The sequence below is a fragment of the Brochothrix campestris FSL F6-1037 genome (genome assembly GCF_000525915.1).
Lineage (GTDB): Bacteria > Bacillota > Bacilli > Lactobacillales > Listeriaceae > Brochothrix > Brochothrix campestris.
Window position 1 is genome coordinate 43,222 of the sequence record NZ_AODH01000038.1, and the last position, 20,460, is coordinate 63,681.

Annotated in this window: 18 protein-coding genes, 1 other RNA gene and 3 pseudogenes; 19 read left to right on the forward strand and 3 right to left on the reverse strand. The window is 39.7% G+C overall.

Annotation, left to right across the window (positions count from 1 at the left end; all coding sequences use genetic code 11):
* The first annotated feature begins 78 nt into the window (after window positions 1–78).
* From BCAMP_RS08715 to BCAMP_RS08760, 11 genes and pseudogenes are all read left to right on the forward strand, one after another.
* Window positions 79–453 (forward strand): cell wall elongation regulator TseB-like domain-containing protein, encoded by a 375-nt coding sequence (locus tag BCAMP_RS08715; RefSeq protein ID WP_051456990.1) that lies wholly within the window; start codon window positions 79–81, stop codon window positions 451–453.
* A 13-nt stretch (window positions 454–466) separates the two neighbouring features.
* Entirely contained in the window at window positions 467–1,657 is a 1,191-nt protein-coding gene (locus BCAMP_RS08720; RefSeq protein ID WP_035315028.1) for a pyridoxal phosphate-dependent aminotransferase, read from the forward strand.
* Window positions 1,658–1,677: 20 nt separating this feature from the next.
* Entirely contained in the window at window positions 1,678–2,970 is a 1,293-nt protein-coding gene (gene asnS / locus BCAMP_RS08725) for an asparagine--tRNA ligase (RefSeq protein WP_035315029.1), read from the forward strand.
* 179 nt (window positions 2,971–3,149) lie between these two features.
* Window positions 3,150–3,878: a DnaD domain-containing protein gene (locus tag BCAMP_RS08730; RefSeq protein WP_051456991.1), complete on the forward strand. Its 729-nt coding sequence runs from the start codon at window positions 3,150–3,152 to the stop codon at window positions 3,876–3,878.
* Window positions 3,879–3,894: 16 nt separating this feature from the next.
* Window positions 3,895–4,555, forward strand: a pseudogene (gene nth, locus BCAMP_RS08735) (endonuclease III).
* A gap of 82 nt (window positions 4,556–4,637) precedes the next feature.
* Window positions 4,638–5,237, forward strand: coding sequence for a TetR/AcrR family transcriptional regulator (locus BCAMP_RS08740; RefSeq protein ID WP_035315030.1), 600 nt, complete (start codon window positions 4,638–4,640; stop codon window positions 5,235–5,237).
* Window positions 5,238–5,322: 85 nt separating this feature from the next.
* The gene (locus BCAMP_RS08745) at window positions 5,323–6,402 is read left to right on the forward strand and encodes an ABC transporter permease (RefSeq protein ID WP_035315031.1); all 1,080 of its coding nucleotides are present in this window, start codon (window positions 5,323–5,325) and stop codon (window positions 6,400–6,402) included.
* 3 nt (window positions 6,403–6,405) lie between these two features.
* A pseudogene (locus BCAMP_RS08750) lies at window positions 6,406–7,093 on the forward strand (ABC transporter ATP-binding protein).
* A 363-nt stretch (window positions 7,094–7,456) separates the two neighbouring features.
* A complete protein-coding gene (locus tag BCAMP_RS14395; RefSeq protein ID WP_269479282.1) occupies window positions 7,457–8,293 on the forward strand; it encodes a PTS transporter subunit EIIC in 837 nt (278 codons plus the stop codon).
* Window positions 8,244–8,921 (forward strand): glucose PTS transporter subunit EIIB, encoded by a 678-nt coding sequence (locus BCAMP_RS14765; protein WP_269479283.1) that lies wholly within the window; start codon window positions 8,244–8,246, stop codon window positions 8,919–8,921. Before BCAMP_RS14395 ends, BCAMP_RS14765 begins: the two co-directional genes overlap by 50 nt.
* Window positions 8,922–8,924: 3 nt before the next feature.
* Entirely contained in the window at window positions 8,925–9,683 is a 759-nt protein-coding gene (locus tag BCAMP_RS08760) for an HAD-IIB family hydrolase (protein WP_035315032.1), read from the forward strand.
* A gap of 81 nt (window positions 9,684–9,764) precedes the next feature.
* Here BCAMP_RS08760 and BCAMP_RS08765 read toward each other — a convergent pair whose 3' ends face one another.
* Window positions 9,765–10,529, reverse strand: coding sequence for a MurR/RpiR family transcriptional regulator (locus BCAMP_RS08765; RefSeq protein WP_035315033.1), 765 nt, complete (start codon window positions 10,527–10,529; stop codon window positions 9,765–9,767).
* Window positions 10,530–10,796: 267 nt separating this feature from the next.
* On the opposite strand from BCAMP_RS08765, the gene BCAMP_RS08770 reads away from it, so the two are divergent.
* From BCAMP_RS08770 to BCAMP_RS08780, 3 genes are all read left to right on the forward strand, one after another.
* On the forward strand, window positions 10,797–12,134 hold the full coding sequence (locus tag BCAMP_RS08770) for a DEAD/DEAH box helicase (RefSeq protein ID WP_035315034.1): 1,338 nt from the start codon (window positions 10,797–10,799) through the stop codon (window positions 12,132–12,134).
* Between the two features lie 17 nt (window positions 12,135–12,151).
* Entirely contained in the window at window positions 12,152–13,042 is an 891-nt protein-coding gene (locus BCAMP_RS08775; RefSeq protein WP_035315046.1) for a deoxyribonuclease IV, read from the forward strand.
* A 74-nt stretch (window positions 13,043–13,116) separates the two neighbouring features.
* A complete protein-coding gene (locus BCAMP_RS08780) occupies window positions 13,117–13,935 on the forward strand; it encodes an undecaprenyl-diphosphate phosphatase (RefSeq protein WP_035315035.1) in 819 nt (272 codons plus the stop codon).
* 27 nt (window positions 13,936–13,962) lie between these two features.
* On the opposite strand, the gene BCAMP_RS08785 is transcribed toward BCAMP_RS08780, so the two are convergent.
* Window positions 13,963–16,236: a transglycosylase domain-containing protein gene (locus tag BCAMP_RS08785; protein WP_156921199.1), complete on the reverse strand. Its 2,274-nt coding sequence runs from the start codon at window positions 16,234–16,236 to the stop codon at window positions 13,963–13,965.
* A 146-nt stretch (window positions 16,237–16,382) separates the two neighbouring features.
* The gene (gene recU / locus BCAMP_RS08790; protein WP_035315036.1) at window positions 16,383–16,988 is read right to left on the reverse strand and encodes a Holliday junction resolvase RecU; all 606 of its coding nucleotides are present in this window, start codon (window positions 16,986–16,988) and stop codon (window positions 16,383–16,385) included.
* A 173-nt stretch (window positions 16,989–17,161) separates the two neighbouring features.
* On the opposite strand from recU, the gene BCAMP_RS08795 reads away from it, so the two are divergent.
* The 5 genes and pseudogenes from BCAMP_RS08795 to BCAMP_RS08810 all read left to right on the forward strand — a co-directional run bounded on the left by BCAMP_RS08795 (window position 17,162) and on the right by BCAMP_RS08810 (window position 20,291).
* Window positions 17,162–17,521 (forward strand): DUF1798 family protein, encoded by a 360-nt coding sequence (locus tag BCAMP_RS08795; RefSeq protein WP_084038731.1) that lies wholly within the window; start codon window positions 17,162–17,164, stop codon window positions 17,519–17,521.
* Entirely contained in the window at window positions 17,518–18,066 is a 549-nt protein-coding gene (locus BCAMP_RS08800; protein ID WP_035315038.1) for a DUF1273 domain-containing protein, read from the forward strand. Before BCAMP_RS08795 ends, BCAMP_RS08800 begins: the two co-directional genes overlap by 4 nt.
* 131 nt (window positions 18,067–18,197) lie before the next feature.
* A complete protein-coding gene (gene gpsB, locus BCAMP_RS08805) occupies window positions 18,198–18,515 on the forward strand; it encodes a cell division regulator GpsB (protein ID WP_035315039.1) in 318 nt (105 codons plus the stop codon).
* Window positions 18,516–18,565: 50 nt separating this feature from the next.
* An RNA gene (gene rnpB, locus BCAMP_RS13170) (RNase P RNA component class B) lies at window positions 18,566–18,934 on the forward strand.
* Between the two features lie 207 nt (window positions 18,935–19,141).
* A pseudogene (locus tag BCAMP_RS08810) lies at window positions 19,142–20,291 on the forward strand (THUMP domain-containing class I SAM-dependent RNA methyltransferase).
* The last annotated feature ends 169 nt before the right edge of the window (window positions 20,292–20,460 follow it).

Here is a 20,460-nt window from a genome sequence, read left to right on the forward strand (position 1 = left end):
CTATCATTGTTTTTTTAGTTGTGAGTTATATGATTGCAACGGCACCAAAACGTGAGGCGAAGGCCGAGGCATTTAAAATTGCCCAAGCAAAAAAAAGGCATTCAATCAATTAGCGCTTTTTATTACTATAACGGCATTAAAGATACGTATTCAGTCATCGTTGGTCCAAATAAAAAAGGGGTTGAAACCGCCGTTTTTGTTCCACGTGGTAAAAAAACAAATAAAAGTTCTAAAGTTGTTAGTTATCGAATGAGTGATGGTATTAGTAAAAAAGATGCTAATAATATCGCCATCAAAGAGAAACAGCCAGCAAAAATCTTAACGACCAACATTGGGATGGATGAGGGAACACCAATTTGGGAAATTTCATATCGTAAAGAAGATGGTACCTTGAATTATTTTGAAATTAACTTTATTACAGGTGCTTGGTATCGTCAGATTAACAACTTATAAGGGGGTCGTAAAGATGAGTTTTACATTATCGCAACGCGCGTTAAATATTACACCATCAGCAACATTAGCAATCACAGGTAAAGCAAAAGAAATGAAGGCCGCCGGTATGGATGTGATTGGCCTTGGCGCAGGTGAACCGGACTTTAATACACCTGAGTACATCTTAACGGCTGCCAAACAAGCGATGGATGAAGGGAAAACAAAATACACCGCAGTCGGTGGTGTGATTGAACTGAAACAAGCGATTGTTGATAAGTTAGCTGTTGATAATGGTTTGACGTATACAACAGACGAAGTGATTGTTACAACCGGCGCTAAAAATGCAATTTACACATTATGTCAAACAATCTTAAATCCAGGCGATGAAGTCATTGTTCCATCACCTTATTGGGTGAGCTATACTGAGATGGTTAAATTGGCCGATGGTGTACCCGTTATTATCGAAGGGAAACATGCCAATCAGTTTAAAGTGACTGCCACAGCAATTGAAGCAGCAATCACACCAAAAACAAAGGCCCTTTTTATTAATTCGCCTAGTAATCCAACCGGAACGGTATATAATAGAGAAGAGCTTCAAGCGATTGCGGATGTGGCTGTCAAACATCAAATTATGGTTATTTCGGATGAAATATACGAAAAATTACTTTTTGGTGAGGCAGAACATGTTTCAATCGCCTCATTAGGTCAAGCGATTAAGGCGTTAACCATTATTATTAATGGTGTCTCTAAATCGCATGCAATGACGGGTTGGCGAATTGGCTATGCAGTTGGTGATGCGACGGTTATTAAAGCGATGACCCAATTAAATGGTCACGCGACAAGTAACCCAACCTCGATTGCCCAATATGCAGCCTTAGGCGCATATACAGGCGATCAAACGGCCATCGCGACAATGAAACAAGCCTTTGGTGAACGTTTAGATACGATTTACCCACAAATCACTGCGATTCCAGGCTTTCAAGTCGATAAACCGAGCGGTGCGTTTTACCTCTTTATCGACGTCAGTGAAGCGGCAGCTAACTGTGGTTATGACACGGTGGATGCCTTTGCTACCGCCTTGTTAGAAGAAGCACAGGTCGCAGTTATTCCTGGCTCCGGCTTTGGAACACCACGTTACATTCGTATCTCGTATGCAACATCGTTAACCTTGCTAGAAGAAGCAGTACGACGAATGAAAAACTTCGTAGCAACGAAACAACACTAATATTTATTGGAGGAACACAAGTGAAAATTACAATTAAGCAAGCTAAAGATTACGTTGGACAAGTCGTTACAATCGGTTGTTGGTTAGACAACAAACGTTCAAGCGGAAAAATCGCCTTTTTACAATTGCGTGATGGCTCTGGTTTTATGCAAGGTGTAGTCGTTAAAGCCGAAGTGTCAGAAGAAATGTTCGATTTAGCAAAACACATTACACAAGAAACAAGCCTTTATGTAACAGGTGAAATCCGTGAAGATTCACGTTCTAAATTCGGCTTTGAAATGGGTGTTCAATCAGTTGAAGTAATTGCTGAAGCGAAAGATTACCCAATCACACCAAAAGAGCACGGTACTGAATTCTTAATGGATAACCGTCATTTATGGTTACGTTCAAAACGTCAACATGCGATTATGAAAGTACGTAACGAATTAATTCGTGCAACGTATGAATTCTTTAACGACAATGGCTTTACAAAAGTGGACCCTCCGATTTTAACAGGAAGTGCACCTGAGGGCACAACTGAATTATTCCATACAAAATATTTCGATGAAGATGCCTTTCTTTCTCAAAGTGGTCAATTATACATGGAAGCTGCAGCAATGGCTTTGGGTCGCGTGTTCTCATTCGGACCAACCTTCCGTGCTGAAAAATCAAAAACGCGTCGTCACTTGATTGAATTTTGGATGATTGAGCCTGAAATGGCCTTTGTTGAACACGAAGAAAGCCTCGAAATTCAAGAACAATATGTGTCTTATATTATTCAATCAGTGCTTAAAAACTGTGAACTGGAATTAGATGTACTTGGCCGTGACACATCAAAACTTGAACTTGTAACAGGCGACTTCCCACGTATCACTTACGACGAAGCGATTGAATTGTTACATAAATTAGACTTTGATGATATTGAATGGGGCGATGACTTTGGTGCGCCACATGAAACAGCGATTGCGAACCACTTCGATAAACCTGTCTTTATCACAGAATACCCAACAGCCATCAAATCATTCTACATGCAACCAAAACCAGGCCGCCCAGAAGTCGTATTATGTGCGGACTTAATTGCGCCTGAAGGTTACGGTGAAATCATTGGTGGGTCAGAACGTATTCACGATGCAGAATTAATGTTACAACGCGTTAAAGAACACGGTTTAGATCCAGAAGCTTACTCATGGTACCTCGATATTACTAAGTTTGGTGATGTGCCACATGCTGGTTTTGGTTTAGGATTAGAACGCCTTGTTGCTTATGTAACAGGTGTTGACCATGTTCGTGAAACAATTCCATTCCCTCGTTTATTAAACCGTATTTACCCATAGGGATATGAAAAACAAAAGTGGCTTCAACCGTTCTGAACTGTAGAAATTGGAACTGTCGACCATGCCGATTTTTTTCATCGGCAAAGGAGCCAGTGAAATTAAGTTAGTCAATCACACATTTAAGCGCAGCATCATGTCAGCATGGTGGTGCGTTTTTATTCAGAGAAGGAGGAATCCAGATGGATTATCAATTTTTAGCAAAAAGCATGATGAGTGGAGCGGCAAATGTGCCATTACCCTTGTTGCAATATCACCATCAATTAGGTCTTAGCGATGCGGATGTACTGTTGCTGATTCACTTGCATGCCTACATTCAGCAAGGACAAGTACTGCCACCAATTACTGAATTAAGCACACGGATGTCAGTCTCACAAAGTGAGTGTTACATTCGCATTCAACGCTTAATTGATCAAAAAGTATTGAAGATTAACACCGAAATTGATGCGCAACGACGTGTAACAGAACGTTATGATTTAACCCCATTATGGGAAAAAATTGCCTTGCAAGCTTTGAATCAAATTGAAGAAGCCCAAGTTGAACAAAAAGCCCAACTCGATATGAGTGTTTATGCGTTAATTGAGCAAGAATTCAGCCGCCAATTATCGCCAATTGAAGGAGAAACGATTGCCAATTGGACAAAAGAACAGCATTCAAATGAGTTGATTAAAGAAGCTTTAAAGGAATGTGTTATTGCGGGTAAAAAGAATATCCGTTACATTGATCGTATTTTAACAAATTGGCGCAATGAAGGTGTAAAAACACTTGAAGATGCTAAAAAAGCGAGTGAACAATTTGGGGCTTACACGATGAAAAATCATACAGGTTCGACCCGTAATCTAACATCTGAAGCAAAACCAGTTAAACCATTTAAAATGTATAACTGGCTCGAAGATAATCAATCGAAGTAAGCCATAGGAGGTCATTATGCTTTCAAAACAAAAAACAACCGAAGTCGTTGCTGAAATGGGCCGTCTTTATCCGAATGCTCATTGTGAACTTGTTCATGCAAATCCATTTGAATTACTCGTCGCTGTGATGATGAGTGCTCAGTGTACCGATAAACTTGTTAATCGTGTCACCGCCGACTTGTTTGCCAAATATCACTGTCCCGCTGATTATCTCGCGGTACCACTCGAGGAACTGATGGACGATATTAAATCGATTGGACTCTATCGCAACAAGGCAAAAAACATTCAAGCGACTGCGAAGATTATCCATGAACGCTATCACGATACCGTGCCTGAATCAATGAGTGCCTTAGTCGCTTTGCCGGGAGTAGGGCAAAAGACCGCCAATGTTGTTATGTCAGTTGCCTTTGATTATCCCGCGATTGCGGTCGATACACATGTCGAACGTATTTCGAAACGTCTAGGTATTTGTCGTTACAAAGACAATGTCAAAGAAGTCGAGTCAACCTTGCAAAAAAAAAATACCAAAAGAGTTGTGGTCAGTCTCACATCATCGCATGATTTTCTTTGGTCGTTATTTTTGCACTGCCCGTAATCCGAGATGTCCCGAATGTCCTTTTCTAGATATATGTCGCGAAGGTAAACAGCAAGCAAAGGCACGTGGCTTTGATGGCTAGCGCAATTGACAAATAATCAGTCAATCGTTAAGATAAACACAGAAGTAACACAGCTCCAATTCCTTTGAAGGAGGCAACTTCGATGGTTAAACAAACTAATCGAGCGTTAGAAATGCAAAAAACGCGACAACGAATCATCGTTACAGCAGAGCGTCTTTTTATGGATAAAGGCTATCGTTTTGTAACAACGCGTGAAATCGCGAAAGAAAGTAATATTACGCAACCAGCACTCTATCATCATTTTAAGGATAAAGAAATGATTTATGTCGCAGTCCTTCAAGCAGTTACCACAGATGTCCGTCAAGGCATCGATAAGCTCAAAATGGAAAGAAAAACAGCTAAAGAAGCATTGACGGCATATTTTAAATTATTAATTGTGGAACATCCCTCAAATTTAGCGATGATGGTCAATGATATCAATTCACAAATATCAGCAGAAAATCAATTGTTATTGTTTCAATTATGGCAATCGACCTACTTTATCCCAATGATTGCTTTTTTTGAAGAAAAACAAGGTGCGAATGAAATAAGAGCTGATAAATCCGCTAAAGCAATGACACAATATACCTTTGGAGTCCTGATGTCACTTGTATCTTTAAAGATACCCTACCAAACAGAAGAACAACTGCTAATTAAAGTAAGCGAAAGTGTTGATTTTTTATTGGAAGGTATAGTAAGATAAACACATGATTTAGTTGCCTTTTAACTAAGGCTTTTTTTACGGAAATTCACTTATCAAACGATAAGTAAAAAAGGAGAGACAGACGATGTTTTTAGGATGGAAAGAAATAAAGCATGCCAAATTACGTTATGGTTTAATTATTGGTGTGTTAGTCTTAGTGAGCTATTTAGTATTTGTGCTATCAGGTTTAGCAAATGGTTTGAAAGATTTAAATCGTGAGGCCGTTGATTCATGGGGTGCATCAGCCATTATTTTAACAGCAGATTCAGATATTAGTTTACCATCATCATCATTTTCGTTAGCAGAGGGTAAAAAGATTGATGTACCAGAAAAAAACAAAGCCTACTTAGGTAACTTATCAACTGTTATTCAAAAAGTAAAAACAGAGGATAAAGAAAAGGTATCAATTTTCGGAATTGATGAAAAGTCATTTGTAATGCCTGAGCTTTCGTCAGGTAAAGCATTTAGCAAAATCGGCGAAGTTGTGGCCGCAGATGCGCTTAAAGAAGATGGTTATAAAGTAGGGGATACATTTAAAGTAGCGTCGTCAGATAAGAAGGTGACGATTGTTGGTTTTACACCAAAAGCTAAATTTAATGCAGCACCTGTTTTATATACATCAATGGATACATACCAAGACATTAAATTCGACCGCATTGCTGAAGATGATAACTTTGCAATTAATGCGATTGCCTTAAAAGGTAATAAGGCAAGTAAGGTGGACGTAAACAGTGATTTTGAAGTCACAACAACAGAAACATTCATTGAAAAATTACCGGGTTACTCGGCACAAAGTTTAACATTAAACTTCATGATTATTTTCTTGTTTGTGATTGTGTCAATCATTATCGCTATTTTCTTATATGTGTTAACAATTCAAAAAGTGAGTATGTTCGGTGTGATGAAAGCTCAAGGGATTTCAAGTGGTTTCTTAGCCCGCTCAGTTGTAGCACAAACATTTATTTTAGCATTTATCGGCGTTGTGATTGGGTTTGGGTTAACGGCGATTACTGGAGCTGCCTTACCAGCTGCCGTACCAATTTCAATCGATTACATTACACTTGTCTTTTATGCGATTCTTTTTATCATCGTAGCGATTATCGGTGCACTTGTATCGGTTCGTACGATCGTGAAAATTGATCCATTGAAAGCAATCGGAGGTTAGGATATGTCAATATTACAATTGAAAGATGCCAATAAAACATACGGTGAAGGTCATAAAAAGGTTGAAGCAATGAAAAACACTAATTTTGTCGCTGAACAAGGTGAACTCATTGCGATTATAGGGCCATCTGGTTCAGGTAAAAGTACCTTTTTAACGATTGCAGGCGGACTGCAATCACCAAGTGAAGGCAGTGTCTTCATCAATGGTCATGATTTTACTAACATGAAAGAAAAACAACGAGCTGCGACGCGTTTACAAGAAGTCGGTTTCATCTTACAAGCGTCAAACCTTGTGCCGTTTTTAACTGTTGCAGAACAGCTAACGTTATCGGATAAGGTGAAAAAAGATAACATGAACGCAGCAGAACGAGATCGTTTATTAACTGAATTAGATATTACCGACTTATTAAAAAAAATACCCTTCTGATTTGTCAGGCGGGGAACGTCAACGTGTGGCGATTGCAAAAGCGCTCTATACGAAACCAAGCTTGATTTTAGCCGATGAACCAACAGCTTCATTAGATTCAGACCGAGCGTTTGAAGTGATGAAAATTTTATCGCGTGAAACAAAAGAAAATAAAAAGGCGACAATTATGGTTACTCATGATCAACGTCTAACTAAATTCTGTGACCGCGTCTATAAAATTGTTGATGGTAAATTGAGCGAAGAACCACATACAAAAGCTCAATAAAAAAAAAAGAAACCCGTAGCGGTTTCTTTTTTTTTATTGAGTATAATACTACTCACATCGTAAAAAATAATATTATAAAAAAGAAACTTAAGTATTCCTATTATCGTAAGGTCGTAATGCTAAACTAAAACAAGTAATACAGATAGAAAGGGATGATTAGGTTGGGGAAAGCAATAACAGGACAAACAAAAAAAAAAATCAGTTTCTCAATATTTTCGAGACATTTGGTCGGTCATTTTTATTACCAGTATCGGTATTGCCAGCTGCTGGTATTTTAAAAGGTATCGGTTCTGCTTTTACGAATGAAAATACAATGGCGATGTATCCATGGATGAATAACGTAGCCTCCAATTTATTATGGGGATGTTTAATATGTTAGGCAGTGTCGCCTTTGATAACTTACCGGTTGTCTTTGCAGTCGGTGTTGCAGTTGGCCTAGCGAAACATGAGAAAGGTTCAGCGGCTTTATCTGGTTTACTTGGCTTTTTAGTCCTTCATAACACCTTGAATTTTTTATTGTCGGCTAGTGGTAAATTGGTCGATACGTCGGCTGAAAACGCAAGCGCTTTAATAGCGAAAAGTATGCAGACAACCGTTTTAGGTATCCAAACAATGGATCTCAATGTCTTTGGTGGTATTATTACGGGTGTCATCGTTTATCTCGTTCATAAACGCGCGATTAAAATACAGGTTCCACAGGTGTTCGGCTTTTTTAGCGGTCCACGCTTAGTTCCGATTCTAATTATTCCAGTGATGGCAATTGTCGCTGTAGGTTTCTTTTTTATTTGGCCCTTATTACAACAAGGCATTAACGTCTTATCAGAACTCATTTTAAAATCGGGCTATATCGGTACATTTGCTTATGGTGTGATTGAACGCTTATTATTGCCATTTGGCTTACACCACGGTGTGAATTGGCCAGTACGTACGACTCCACTAGGTGGTGTCTTTAATATCGATGGTGTTGATTATGCTGGAACGGTCAATGCTTACATGGCTGCGTTGGGGAGCAATGGCGCGATTGATCCAATGATTACTCGTTTCTCATCTGGGAAATTTGTAATGAACATGTTTGGGTTAGCTGGTGCTGCCTTAGCAATGTATGTGACAGCAAAACCTAAAAATAAAAAAAATTGTGGGTTCATTGTTATTGACGGCTGCACTGACAGCTTTCCTAACAGGTATTACCGAGCCACTTGAATTCACCTTCTTATTTATTGCACCTGCATTATATGCAATTCATGCACTGCTAGCTGGTGTCACCTTATTAGTAACTAATATGTTAGGTGCAGCCTTTTTAACACCGACTGGTCATGGCTTGATTAACTTTATTATTTATGGTGTGTTACAAGGCGAGCGAACCAAATGGTATCTACTTCCAATCATCGGTGTATTCTGTTTTGCAATGTACTTCTTTGTATTCCTATTCGTAATTAAAAAGTTTAATTTCAAAACACCAGGTCGTGAAGATGACCCGTCAACAATTGTTTTGCATGGAAAAGATGAGACCCGTAAAAAAATGGGGGTTGAAACACAAAAAGATCTAGCAGCCAATCAAGCGATTAGTAAAAAACTTGATTTAACAACGCAGGCAGAAGCTTTAATTGCCGCTCATGGTGGCGCAGACAATATCGAAGCAGTTGATGCCTGTATCACCCGTTTACGTATTAACGTAAAAGATGCCAGTGTAGTTGATAGTGAACATATAAAACGTGATCTAGAGGCGTTAGGTTTTAATCAATCGGGTATGCAAATGCAGTCGATTTACGGCGGTCGCGCTAACCAATTAAAAATTGAAATCCAAGACATGCTAGGGATGGGAGACTAGAAGATGACAAAAACAAAAGTGCTAATGACTGATCTGGACGGCACCTTAGTGAAGGACTCAAAGACTGTCACTCAGACCGATAAAGCAGTGTTAATTACGCTAAGTAAAGAGTATGAAATTGGTATCGCAACGGGTCGTTCAATTAAAGAAATCGGATATGTTGAAGCGATAACGGGAGTGTTCGCAGTTTATAAGATTGGGTTTAATGGTGCAATCATTGCTGTCAATAATACGATTGTTTATGAGAAACCGATTGCTCAAGCCGAATTGAATCAGGTGTTAGATTTTATTAAAAAACAGAAATTGTTGTTTGATGCCTTAGATGGTGAAGTCCGTATCGGAACATACAGTGAAGCTGATCAGACACGTCTTTGGAATATGGAGCTGATTACAACAAAAGACCCTTATGCCGATATCGCGACACGCAAAATTTTCAAACTCAATATTAGACCACAGGCTGCTAAAGCTGATGAGGTGTTGAATGCGTTACAAGTGGCGTTTCCATCGTTAGCAATTTGTAAAAGTGGCCCGCGTCGAATTGAAGTGACAGCCGCGGATGTTACGAAAGGTAACGCAATTGCCTATTTACGTCAACACTATCCTGCTTCATATATCGCAGTGGGAGATTCCGAAAATGATGTGTCGATGTTTGTCGAAGCTGATACAGCTTATGCGATTAGTGATACGACGACCGTGACAGAGGTGACGACTGCTGCTGATTATATCATTTCTAATTTTCATCGCTTAGGTAATTACCTATAATAAAAAAGGCTGTATCCAATAAGGAGACAACCTCAGTCTGAAGTAGTAAACCATTAGGGTTTGCTACTTTTTTTCGGATTTTTATGATCGAGTATTATTTTTTTGCATCATCAACGTTTCGTATAAGACTTCGGCAGCGACTGAAAGCATTAAGCGTGAGCGATACTTGCGTCGACCTTGTAATGATTGGTGAGTCATGATTGCAAGATTACTTAAGTTATTGAGGCGATTGACAGAGAGGCCAGTCACTGATAAAATTTGGCAACCACTTGCCTTACAAGACGAAATGAAATCAATGATTTGTGGCTCAGCCCCGCTTAAAGAAAAGACTAAGATGGCATCGTTGGCTTGAATGATGTCGGCAATATCACGAATTTGAAAAATTTCGGAGTACTCATTGGACCAAAAACCAGCACTCTTAAGTCGGCGATTAAAAGTATGTGCAACACTAGCACTTGAGCCGATCCCCACACAAAAAACGCGGCGACAGGTTAACAGTGTATCAGCCATTGCGATTATTTTTGTTTGATCGAGCATAGCCATTGTTTTTGTGAAATCAGTTTCAATAAGGTCGGTGATTTGGTCAAACGAATTAAGTTCCGTTGTTGTTGGTGTAACATCTGCATTAGTATTTAACAGAGCATATTTAAACGCTGTAAAAGAAGGGAACTGTAACTTTTTGATTGCTCGAACGATAGTTGGTGCACTGACGTGTAGTTGTTCTTCGATGATTTTCAGCTTGAGTTCGGTAGCGTCGGGGTAGCGTAACATAAAATCAATGACTAATTGTTCTGTACTTGAGAGCGTGTCATAATGGTTTTGTAAGTGTAAAAAGACAGAGTTCATTATCATCATCCGATCATTTAAGGTTTTATAAAAAGTATAGCATAAAAATAATCGCTTATCTATAGCTGTTGTAAGCGGTTTAAATCGCAAGGGAACTCAAATTAATTTTTCGATAGATAACGTTTTCATTCGATGGTTGTGTTCTTTTTCCAGAGAATAGTACGAAAAGACAAGCCATTTGACTCAAAATAAGTTATAATTAAAAGCGAGTGTAGTGCGATCATGAACGTAAAGGAATCGCAACGAAGGAGAGAAATCGAATGACAGATAAAAAAAACGAAATTTGATATTTTTGGTTTTAAGCCATTTATCAACGAAGCAATTGCTAAAAAGGCATTCTTTAAACCAACAAAAATACAAGAACAATTAATTCCAACAATCCAACGTGGAGAGTCGGCAATTGGGCAATCACAAACAGGGACAGGTAAAACACATACGTATTTACTCCCTCTAATGGATAAAATTGACCCAAGCTTGAATGAAGTCCAAGTGATTATTACAGCACCTAGCCGTGAGTTAGCTTCGCAAATTTACGAAGAAGCCCGCCAAATGGCAAAATTATCTGATCCGGAAATTCATACCCGTCTGATGATTGGTGGAACAGATAAAAAACGTGCGATGGGACAATTAAAAACACAACCGCAAATCGTTGTCGGTACACCAGGTCGTATTTATGACTTGATGCGTGAAAAAGCATTAGAAGCTTATACAGCAACAACACTCGTTGTCGATGAAGCCGATTTAATGTTAGATATGGGCTTTTTAGAGGACGTTGATAACATTGCCAGCCGTTTAGCTGAAAAATTACAAATCCTTGTTTTCTCAGCCACTATTCCAGAGAAATTGAAACCATTCCTTAAAAAATACATGGAAAACCCTCGCTATGCGCATATTCAACCCGAAGCGATTATTTCGCCAACAGTAACGAATATCTTGGTTGACTTAAAGTCGAAATCACGTGAACAACTTGTTTATGATATTACGACAACGATGACACCATTCTTAGCTTTGATTTTCTGTAATACGAAGGCAGAAGCTGACGTATTAACAACGTTCTTGTTAGAGAAACAAGTAAATGTTGCTAAGATTCACGGTGGTGTGCCTGCCCGTGATCGTAAACGAATTATGAAACAAATTCGTAACCTTGATTATCAATACGTTGTAGCAACTGATTTAGCTGCCCGCGGTATTGACATCGAAGGTGCCAGCCATGTTATTAACCATAATTTACCAGATGATCCTGATTTCTTTATTCACCGTGCTGGCCGTACTGGTCGTGCCGGTCAAGAAGGTATTAGTATCTCAATTTACGAACCAGATGATGAAGAAAAATTAGTGGCGCTTGAAAAACGTGGCGTTGAGTTTTCTTACCAAAATCTTAAAAAAGGTGAATGGATTCAAATGGCTGACCGTAACCGTCGTAAATTCCGTAAAGAAAAACGTGACGATGTTGATGCACGTATCGGTGGAATGGTTAAAAAAGCGAAAGCGAACATCAAACCGGGTTATAAGAAAAAGATTAACCGTGCAATTGAAAAAAATAAAGAACGTGCCAAACGTGCCGGTACCCGTGCTGGTAAAAACTCACAAGGTAAACATAATTAAGTAGGAGGTAGCGTATGTTGAAAATTGGCTCACATGTCTCAATGGCCGGGACGAAAATGTATGCTGGAGCAGCAGAAGATGCTCATAGTTATGGTGAAACAACGTTTATGGTTTACACAGGCGCACCGCAAAATACGCGCCGTAAGCCGATTGAAGACTTGAAAATTGCTGAAGGACAAGCGCTAATCGAGCAATATGGCATGAGCGACATCGTTGTGCATGCCCCATATATTATTAATTTAGCGAACACAACAAAACCAGCAACTTTTGAATTAGCAGTTGAGTTTTTAACAAAAGAAATCGTTCGAACAGAAGCGTTAGGCGTTAATCAAATCGTCTTACATCCCGGTGCTCACGTTGGTGCTGGTGCAGATGTTGGAATTGCGCGTATTATCGAAGGTCTCAATCAAGTGTTGCACTCTGGTCAAACAGCGCAAATTGCGCTTGAAACAATGGCGGGAAAAGGCACTGAAATCGGCCGTTCATTCGATGAACTCGCGCGTATTATGGACGGTGTTACTCATAGTGATAAGTTATCTGTCACGATGGATACGTGTCACGTCAATGATGCGGGTTATAACGTTAAAGAAGACTTTGATGGCGTGCTCAACGAATTCGATAAAATCATCGGGTTAGATCGTCTCAAGGTGCTACATATTAACGACAGTAAGAACGAACGTGGTGCAGGCAAGGATCGACATGCCAATATCGGCTTTGGAACGATCGGTTTTGCCGCCCTTAATTACATTGTTAACCATCCACAACTGCAACATTTACCGAAAATTTTAGAAACACCGTTCGTTGGTGAAGATAAAAACAATAAAAAAGCACCTTATCGTTTAGAAATCGAAATGTTTAGAAAACAAACATTTGATCCGGATATTTTAGCGAAAGTGTTAGCTGAATAATAATGACAACCACTCGTACGTTAGGGTGGTTTCATTTTTACTAAAAAGAGAAAAGAGAAAAGAGGAACAGACAGATGAGTTTATGGATTGTAGCAGTTATTCTTGGAATTGTCGAAGGATTAACAGAGTTTTTACCTGTGTCGTCAACCGGCCATATGATTTTAGCAGCAGAACTGATGGGTGTACAGGATACCTGGAAGCAAATCAATACGTTTGAAGTGGTGATTCAACTCGGTTCAATCATGGCGGTTGTCGTCGTCTTTTGGCGTCGTTTATGGGCCGTTGTAGGTGTCCGCACCGGTGAGTATAAAAACAAACAAGGTCAACTGAATTTAATGCACGTTATCGTCGGCTGTATTCCAGCGATTATTGCGGGTCTATTGTTTGATGACTTGATTGATGAGCATTTATTTTCGTATCAAACGGTCATTGTTGCGTTAATCGCGGGTGGTATTTTAATGTTAATCGCCGAAAAAGTAGCGGCGAAAAACAATCATTTATCAGAGTCATTGGATAAATTATCATACCGTCAAGCCTTTTACATCGGCTGTTTTCAACTGATTGCTTTGTGGCCAGGTTTTTCTCGTTCAGGGTCAACGATGTCTGGTGGGTTAATCGTTGGCGTTGGACGTAAGACCGCTGCCGAATTTTCGTTTATTATTGCGGTGCCAATGATGATTGGAGCGACCGGTTTAAAAGTGTTTAAAGCACTTGATACAATGAGCATGAGTGATGTGCCCGTCTTTATCGTCGGTGCAATTGTCGCATTCATTGTCGCGATGATTGCCATCGTCTTTTTCTTGAAACTAATTAGTAAAGTCACCTTAAAAGGCTTTGCGTATTACCGCTTTGCCATCGCACTGGTATTCATCGCTTATATGATTTGGCGTTAATAAAAGCATCGAATAAAAGGCCCGTAATCAACTGATTACGGGCCTTTTATTGTTAATTATCGTTTTTTTTATCTTGATCAGTAGGCGGTTTAGGAACTTTGACGGCTTCTTTCGACTCTGATTGACTACTTGAAGATGGTGGAGTCGTAGCGCTAGTCGAACTGCTCGATGTTGATGTGCTTGAACTGCTTGTACTTGATGACGTTGAACTTGCAGTTTGTTCTTGCGTTTCCTTTGCAGTGGAAGAACGAGCAGCTTCTTTTTTCTTTTTTGTTTGGCAGCTTCAGCTTTTTTCTTAGCTGCCGCCTTACGTTTCTCGGCATCAACAGGAGATACTCCGTATGAAGTTGGCTGTGTGCCATCAATAAACAATTCTGTAACAGCAGTCGTTCCTTTAGCTGCTAATAGTGGTGGATTTGATTTGGCCGCAATACTACGGCTGACTACGTCGTTTGGCTGAACAAAGTCATTTGTTGAAACCTTGCTGGACATATAGCTCATCATTTCACGATAAATTAATTTTGCATAGTTTTGTTCGTATTTAGACAAGTATACTTTTTTCTCTTCATATCCAGTCCAGACACCCATCGTATAACGAGTTGTATAGCCAGCGAACCAAGAATCGGGCACACTCTCAGAACTTGAAATACCATAGTCAGTCATCTCTTGATCGGTATAGTTGGTCGTTCCTGTTTTACCTGCTGCGGGTAGTCCATAAATAGCAGCGGAAGTTCCGGTACCTTTTGTTAATGTGTCTTTTAACATATCAGTTACCATGTAGGCTGTATGAGCTTCCATTACACGTTCGCTTTCCGGTTCCATATTGATGGTATCGCCTTGGCGGGTTTCGATTTTATTAACAGTATGTGGTGTGTTGTAAACACCGTTATTAGCCAGTGCGCCATAGCCACCTGTCAGCAACAAGGGATTGACTTTATCATAAGCACCGATTGAAATCGATTCACCTAGTTTGTCGCGGTCAAAACTGAAGCCCATTTTTTCCATGAACGTTAATGAGCGTTCAAGTCCAACAGCTTGTAATGTTTTTAAAGCTGGAATGTTACGTGAGTCATACAAGGCTTGACGAATTGAAATTTCGCCTTGATATTGCCGGTCCCAGTTATTAATCTCATCGCCACTGCTATATTCGTATTTGGAATCATCGATGATGTGTGCTGTCGACCAGTTTAAGTATTCAATTGCAGGCGCATAATCAGCGAGCGGTTTGAAGGTTGAACCGGGTTGACGGTTAATGTCGGTTGCAAAGTTGAAACCAAGTTTAACATCTTGTTTTGAATTACGATTGCCGCTCCCAATTGCAAGGATTTGTCCATTGCTGCTATCCATAAAGACAAAACCAGTTGTGAGACGATCATCTGAGTACGTAATAATATCATTGGTTGTAGCTAATTTATCAGCATATTTTTGAGCAGATGTATCAAGTGATGTATAAATCTTAAGGCCATCAGTGTAAACGTCATATTTTCCGTTTGCTTGAACTTCTTTAATGACTTGTGTTACATAGTTGTTGTATTTTGAATCTGTTTGTGAATTCATCGAAGCGATGCGTCTTTTCTCAGAAACGAGTCCTTTATTGATCGGGACAGCTTTATATTCTGCGAGTTGTGCAGCAGTGATTTTCTCATTATGATACATGCGTTCGAGAACCGTATCACGTCGCGTTTTAGCATCTTCGGGATGGTCAAATGGATTTAATTCGTTAGGACTGTTAGGAATACCAACGAGTAGAGCCATCTGAGGCACAGTTAGTTCACTCAGCGGTTTACCGTAAAAATGATCCGCACCAGTCGCCATACCATAGATGCTATCCCCCATGTAGACTTTGTTGATGTAAATTTCTAAAATATCAGCTTTACTGTATTTTTTCTCGATTTCCATTGCAAGGTAGGCTTCTTGCGCTTTACGCTTAATTGTGGCATCAGTATTATTAAGCGATAGTTTGATTACTTGTTGTGTTAAGGTACTACCACCTTGTGAACCGAAACCACCCGTCAGATTGGCTACTGCAGCGCCGACAATCCGAATCGGGTCGACGCCATGATGATCGTAAAAACGAACGTCTTCCACGGAAATTAAAGCGTCGGTCAATTCTTTTGGCGTATCCTTTAAAGAGATATGTTCACGTTTCTCGGTACCAAGTTCAGCAAAAACTTTACCATCACTATCATAAATTTTGGATGATAACGTATCAGCTAACAGGTCATCGGTTATTTTAGGTGCATCACTTGTATAATGTTTAAAGAGCGCAAAACCAGCAATAAGGGCGACTATCGTAGCCATTAAGATAGCCAAAACAAAAACTTTAATGACAGTCCAGAGTTTATTTGTTTTTTTTGTTTGTTTTCCTTTTTGCTTGTTTAGTGTTTGCTGCTTTTTTCTGTACTCGGGATTTCGTTTCGTCTGACATTTAAAAAGTTCCTCTCTGTTTACAAATTATAGACAGTTTTAACGATGGCAAGATAGTCTAAGCGAGGATGATAACCGCTATTGACTACATGGCCCGTTGAATCTAACTCACTCAGTGAAATAGATTTCCGTCCATTGTTGAGCTTTCGTTGCCAATAAAAAGCAAGTTGACTAATATCTAGTAAATAATTGGCATTTAATGAAGTGAAGCGAATGATGACAAAGGCGATACCACCTTGCTTTTGTACCTGTAACATATGTTTCACCTGATGCTCGTGAAAGTTTTTTAGTGGGAACGAAGAAGTGCTCGTCGTTTCCTTCGCTTCGAAATCGAGGTGTTTTCCCAAATAGACACCATTGTAATCGGTTGTAGAAGCTTGTGAAAAATAAGCCTCGGTAATGACAGCTTGCGCCCGACTGGGGTAGCGGACGTTAACGATGCGAATCGGTGTCGGTTTTTTATGAACGACAGCGATGTTGTGCGTCAAATAATAGCGATTCGTATCATTGAGATCATCTTCTAAACGCATGCCGCGTTTGGAATGGCTAACTATCTTAGGAGCGATTGAAGCGCCTTTGTTGGTGGAAGGTGTATAACTTTTTCCGTTTGGGTAATTAATTTTCATACACAAATTCCTCCCAATTATAATAACTCATACATTCTCATTGTACCAAAAATTTGAATTAAAAGAGTAAATAAACAGTAAAAAAAACAAAAATAGCCTAAATTAGTCAATAAAGCGGACAATACCAAAGTAACAATGATATTATAGAAGAAAGACGTTTTATAAGGAGTAAAATGATGATTAAAGAAGATATAATAGCTGTTCTGGCTGCGCTCGAAGAGGTTAAAGATATAAAAGAACAAGCTGCGAATGGTAGAGTATTTGAGTTTAAAACAGAGATGGAACCGTTTGTGAATCGTTTATCTGCGATTGCGGATCAGTACAAAAAGAATGGCGTCGCTTACATAGCAGAAACACCGGTTAAATATATGTCGAGTGAACAAATTATTACGGCCGGCGATAACCTTAAACGGTTAGCGGTTAGTTGTTTTGCGCCGAAGGTTAACGAGACGCAGTATAACCGCCACCTATCTGCGGTAACCTATACACAAGAACGCTTTTTAGAAGGATTAGAGGTAGGTGACGAGCAATGAAACGGTTGCTTATCACCGGCTATAAATCATTTGAATTAGGTATCTTTAATGATGAAGATGCGAGTGTGTCATTTATCAAAAAAGCAATTCGAAAGCGATTAGAACAATATATCGATGAGGGACTAGAATGGGTGATTGTTTCTGGTCAACTTGGAGTTGAGTTATGGGCAGCACAAGAAGTGCTAGACCTAAAGGGAGTTTACCCAGAGCTGAAGTTAGCAATCATCACCCCGTTCATTGACCAAGCCAATAAATGGAATGAGAAAAACAAACTGATGTACAATACACTGTGTAGTAAGGCCGACTATACGAATAGTGTTTCAAAAACCGCCTATGAATCACCACAACAATTTCGAGATAAGGATGTATTCGTCATCCGTAATACCGACGGTGCCTTAATTATTTATGATGAAGAACAGGATGGCGGTCCCAAGTTTATTTTAAAACTAATGCACCAATACGCGGAATCAAATGAATATATGATTGATCAAATTGATTTCTTTCAGTTACAGGATATTGCGACAGGTGATGAATTTATTGATTAGTTGAGTGGGATAGATTGACAAGACGTGTGATTTTTGAAAAAATAGAAAGGGAGAACTATCACTAGGATAGTTATTGAAAGAAACGAACAGGTTGTACCTGTAGCATAAACTACAAAGAAGGTGGTATTCATATGACGATGGAAAACTTAAACTTAACGGCACAAGAAATCTTAGATAAAGAATTTAAAACAGGTATGCGAGGCTACTCTGCTGAAGAGGTCGATCAATTTCTTGACCTCGTAATTAAAGATTACAATACGTATAATGCTGAAATCAAACAATTACAAGCAGCTGTCATGCGTCTTGAACAAATGGTGAGCACAACTGTTTCTGAGCAAGAAGCACCTAAAGAGCAAGTTGTTGAAAACCAAGGGACAAGTAATTATGATATTTTAAAACGATTATCGAATTTAGAACGACATGTGTTTGGTAATAAAATGAACGACTAATTGAAATAAGGCTTGCAATTTCAGCTAGGAGTTCTATAATAAAGAATGTAGTGTTCGGGTAATCGCTGTGACAGCAATGTTGCAGAGGAAAGTCCATGCTCGCACGGTACTGAAATGTCCGTAGTGTTTGTGCTCGGTGAAACAATAAGCCGAGGCCCGCTTAGCGGTGATGGCGAATGAACCACCTAAGTTCGTAAGAATAGGGTGTTAATTCATAAAGTGCCACAGTGACGTAGTCTTTTTGGAAACAAAAAGAGTGGAACGAGGTAAACCCCACAAGCGAGCAACCCAAATTTTGGTAGGGGCACTTTGTTCACGGAATAACAACGTAGAACAGAGGCGTATTAATCGTAGACAGATGATTATCGCTCTTATATTAGTACCTGGCTATATAAGAGTACAAAACATGGCTTATAGAATACTACATCAGGTTTTTTATGACTTTAAGACAATATGTCTATCATAGAGTATGTCAACATCGGTTTGGCAACAGTCCTTCGCGTGCTTCTTGTGAAGGACTTTTATATTGTAATGGACACCGTGTGTTAAACTTAGCCAAGAGCAGTTGTTTGGTTATTTTTACGCTAGCGGTTAAAATAGAAACAAAAGAAGAAAGTGGGAATAGCATGTCAAGAACATATAATTTAGTAGCGACCGCAGCTTCAGGTCTTGAGGCAGTCGTTGGACAAGAAATGCGTCATTTAGGAATCGAGCATCGCGTTGAAAACGGGAAAGTGTATTTTTCAGGAGACGAAGCGACCATCGCCAAAGCCAACTTATGGTTACGCGTGGCAGACCGTGTTAAAATCATCGTTGGTACGTTTAAAGCGACAACGTTTGATGATTTATTTGAACAAACAAAAGCATTGCCATGGGAAGATTACCTCCCATTAGATGCGGCTTTTCCTGTTGCAGGTAAAAGCGTTAAATCAACATTGTACAGTGTGCCGGATTGCCAAGCAATTACAAAAAAAGCGATTGTCGATCGTTTGAGTAAAGTGTACCACCGTTCATCACGTCTCCAAGAAAACGGCGCCCTCTATAAATTAGAAGTGTCGATTTTAAAAGATGAAGTAACCTTAACGTTAGATACATCAGGTGCTGGCTTACATAAACGTGGCTATCGTGTCGCACAAGGTGGGGCACCCTTAAAAGAAACAATGGCTGCAGCGTTAGTGTTATTAACGAACTGGCATCCTGATCGCCCATTTGTTGATCCGCTCTGTGGTTCAGGAACGCTAGCGATTGAAGCCGCATTAATTGGTCAAAACATCGCCCCAGGGTTCAACCGTGAATTCGCGTGTGAAGCCTGGGATTGGATGCCAAAATCAGTCTTTGAAGAAGCACGTAAAGAGGCTGAAAGCTTAGCGAACTATGATCAAGTGTTAAATATTAAAGGTCGTGACATCGATCATCAAATGATTAAAGTGGCGACGCAAAATGCGATTGAAGCTGGCTTAGGTGACATTATTGACTTTAAACAAATGCAAGTACGCGACTTTGCGGATGATGGCGAAGCGTATGGTGTTATTGCCACCAACCCACCATACGGAGAACGTTTATCTGACGAAGCGGGTATCATTGAAATTTACCGTGACATGGGCGACGCTTTCAAGAAATTAACAAACTGGTCAACATACGTGTTAACATCGTATGAAAACTTCGAAATGGAATTTGGCAAACGCGCAACAAAAAAAACGTAAATTATACAACGGCTTCTTGCGTACCGATTATTACCAATTCTGGGGACCACGACCAAAACGCAAACAAGACTAAACGCGGTCTGTACCGTATAACAGCGTAGAAATTGGAAGGTCTGCCCAAGCGATAAGTTGTATCGCTAGGCGGAACTGAAATTTGAGAGCTGTTGGTACAAGCAAGCGAGCCAAGACTAAACGCGGTCTGTACCGTATAACAGCGTAGAAATTGGAAGGTCTGCCCAAGC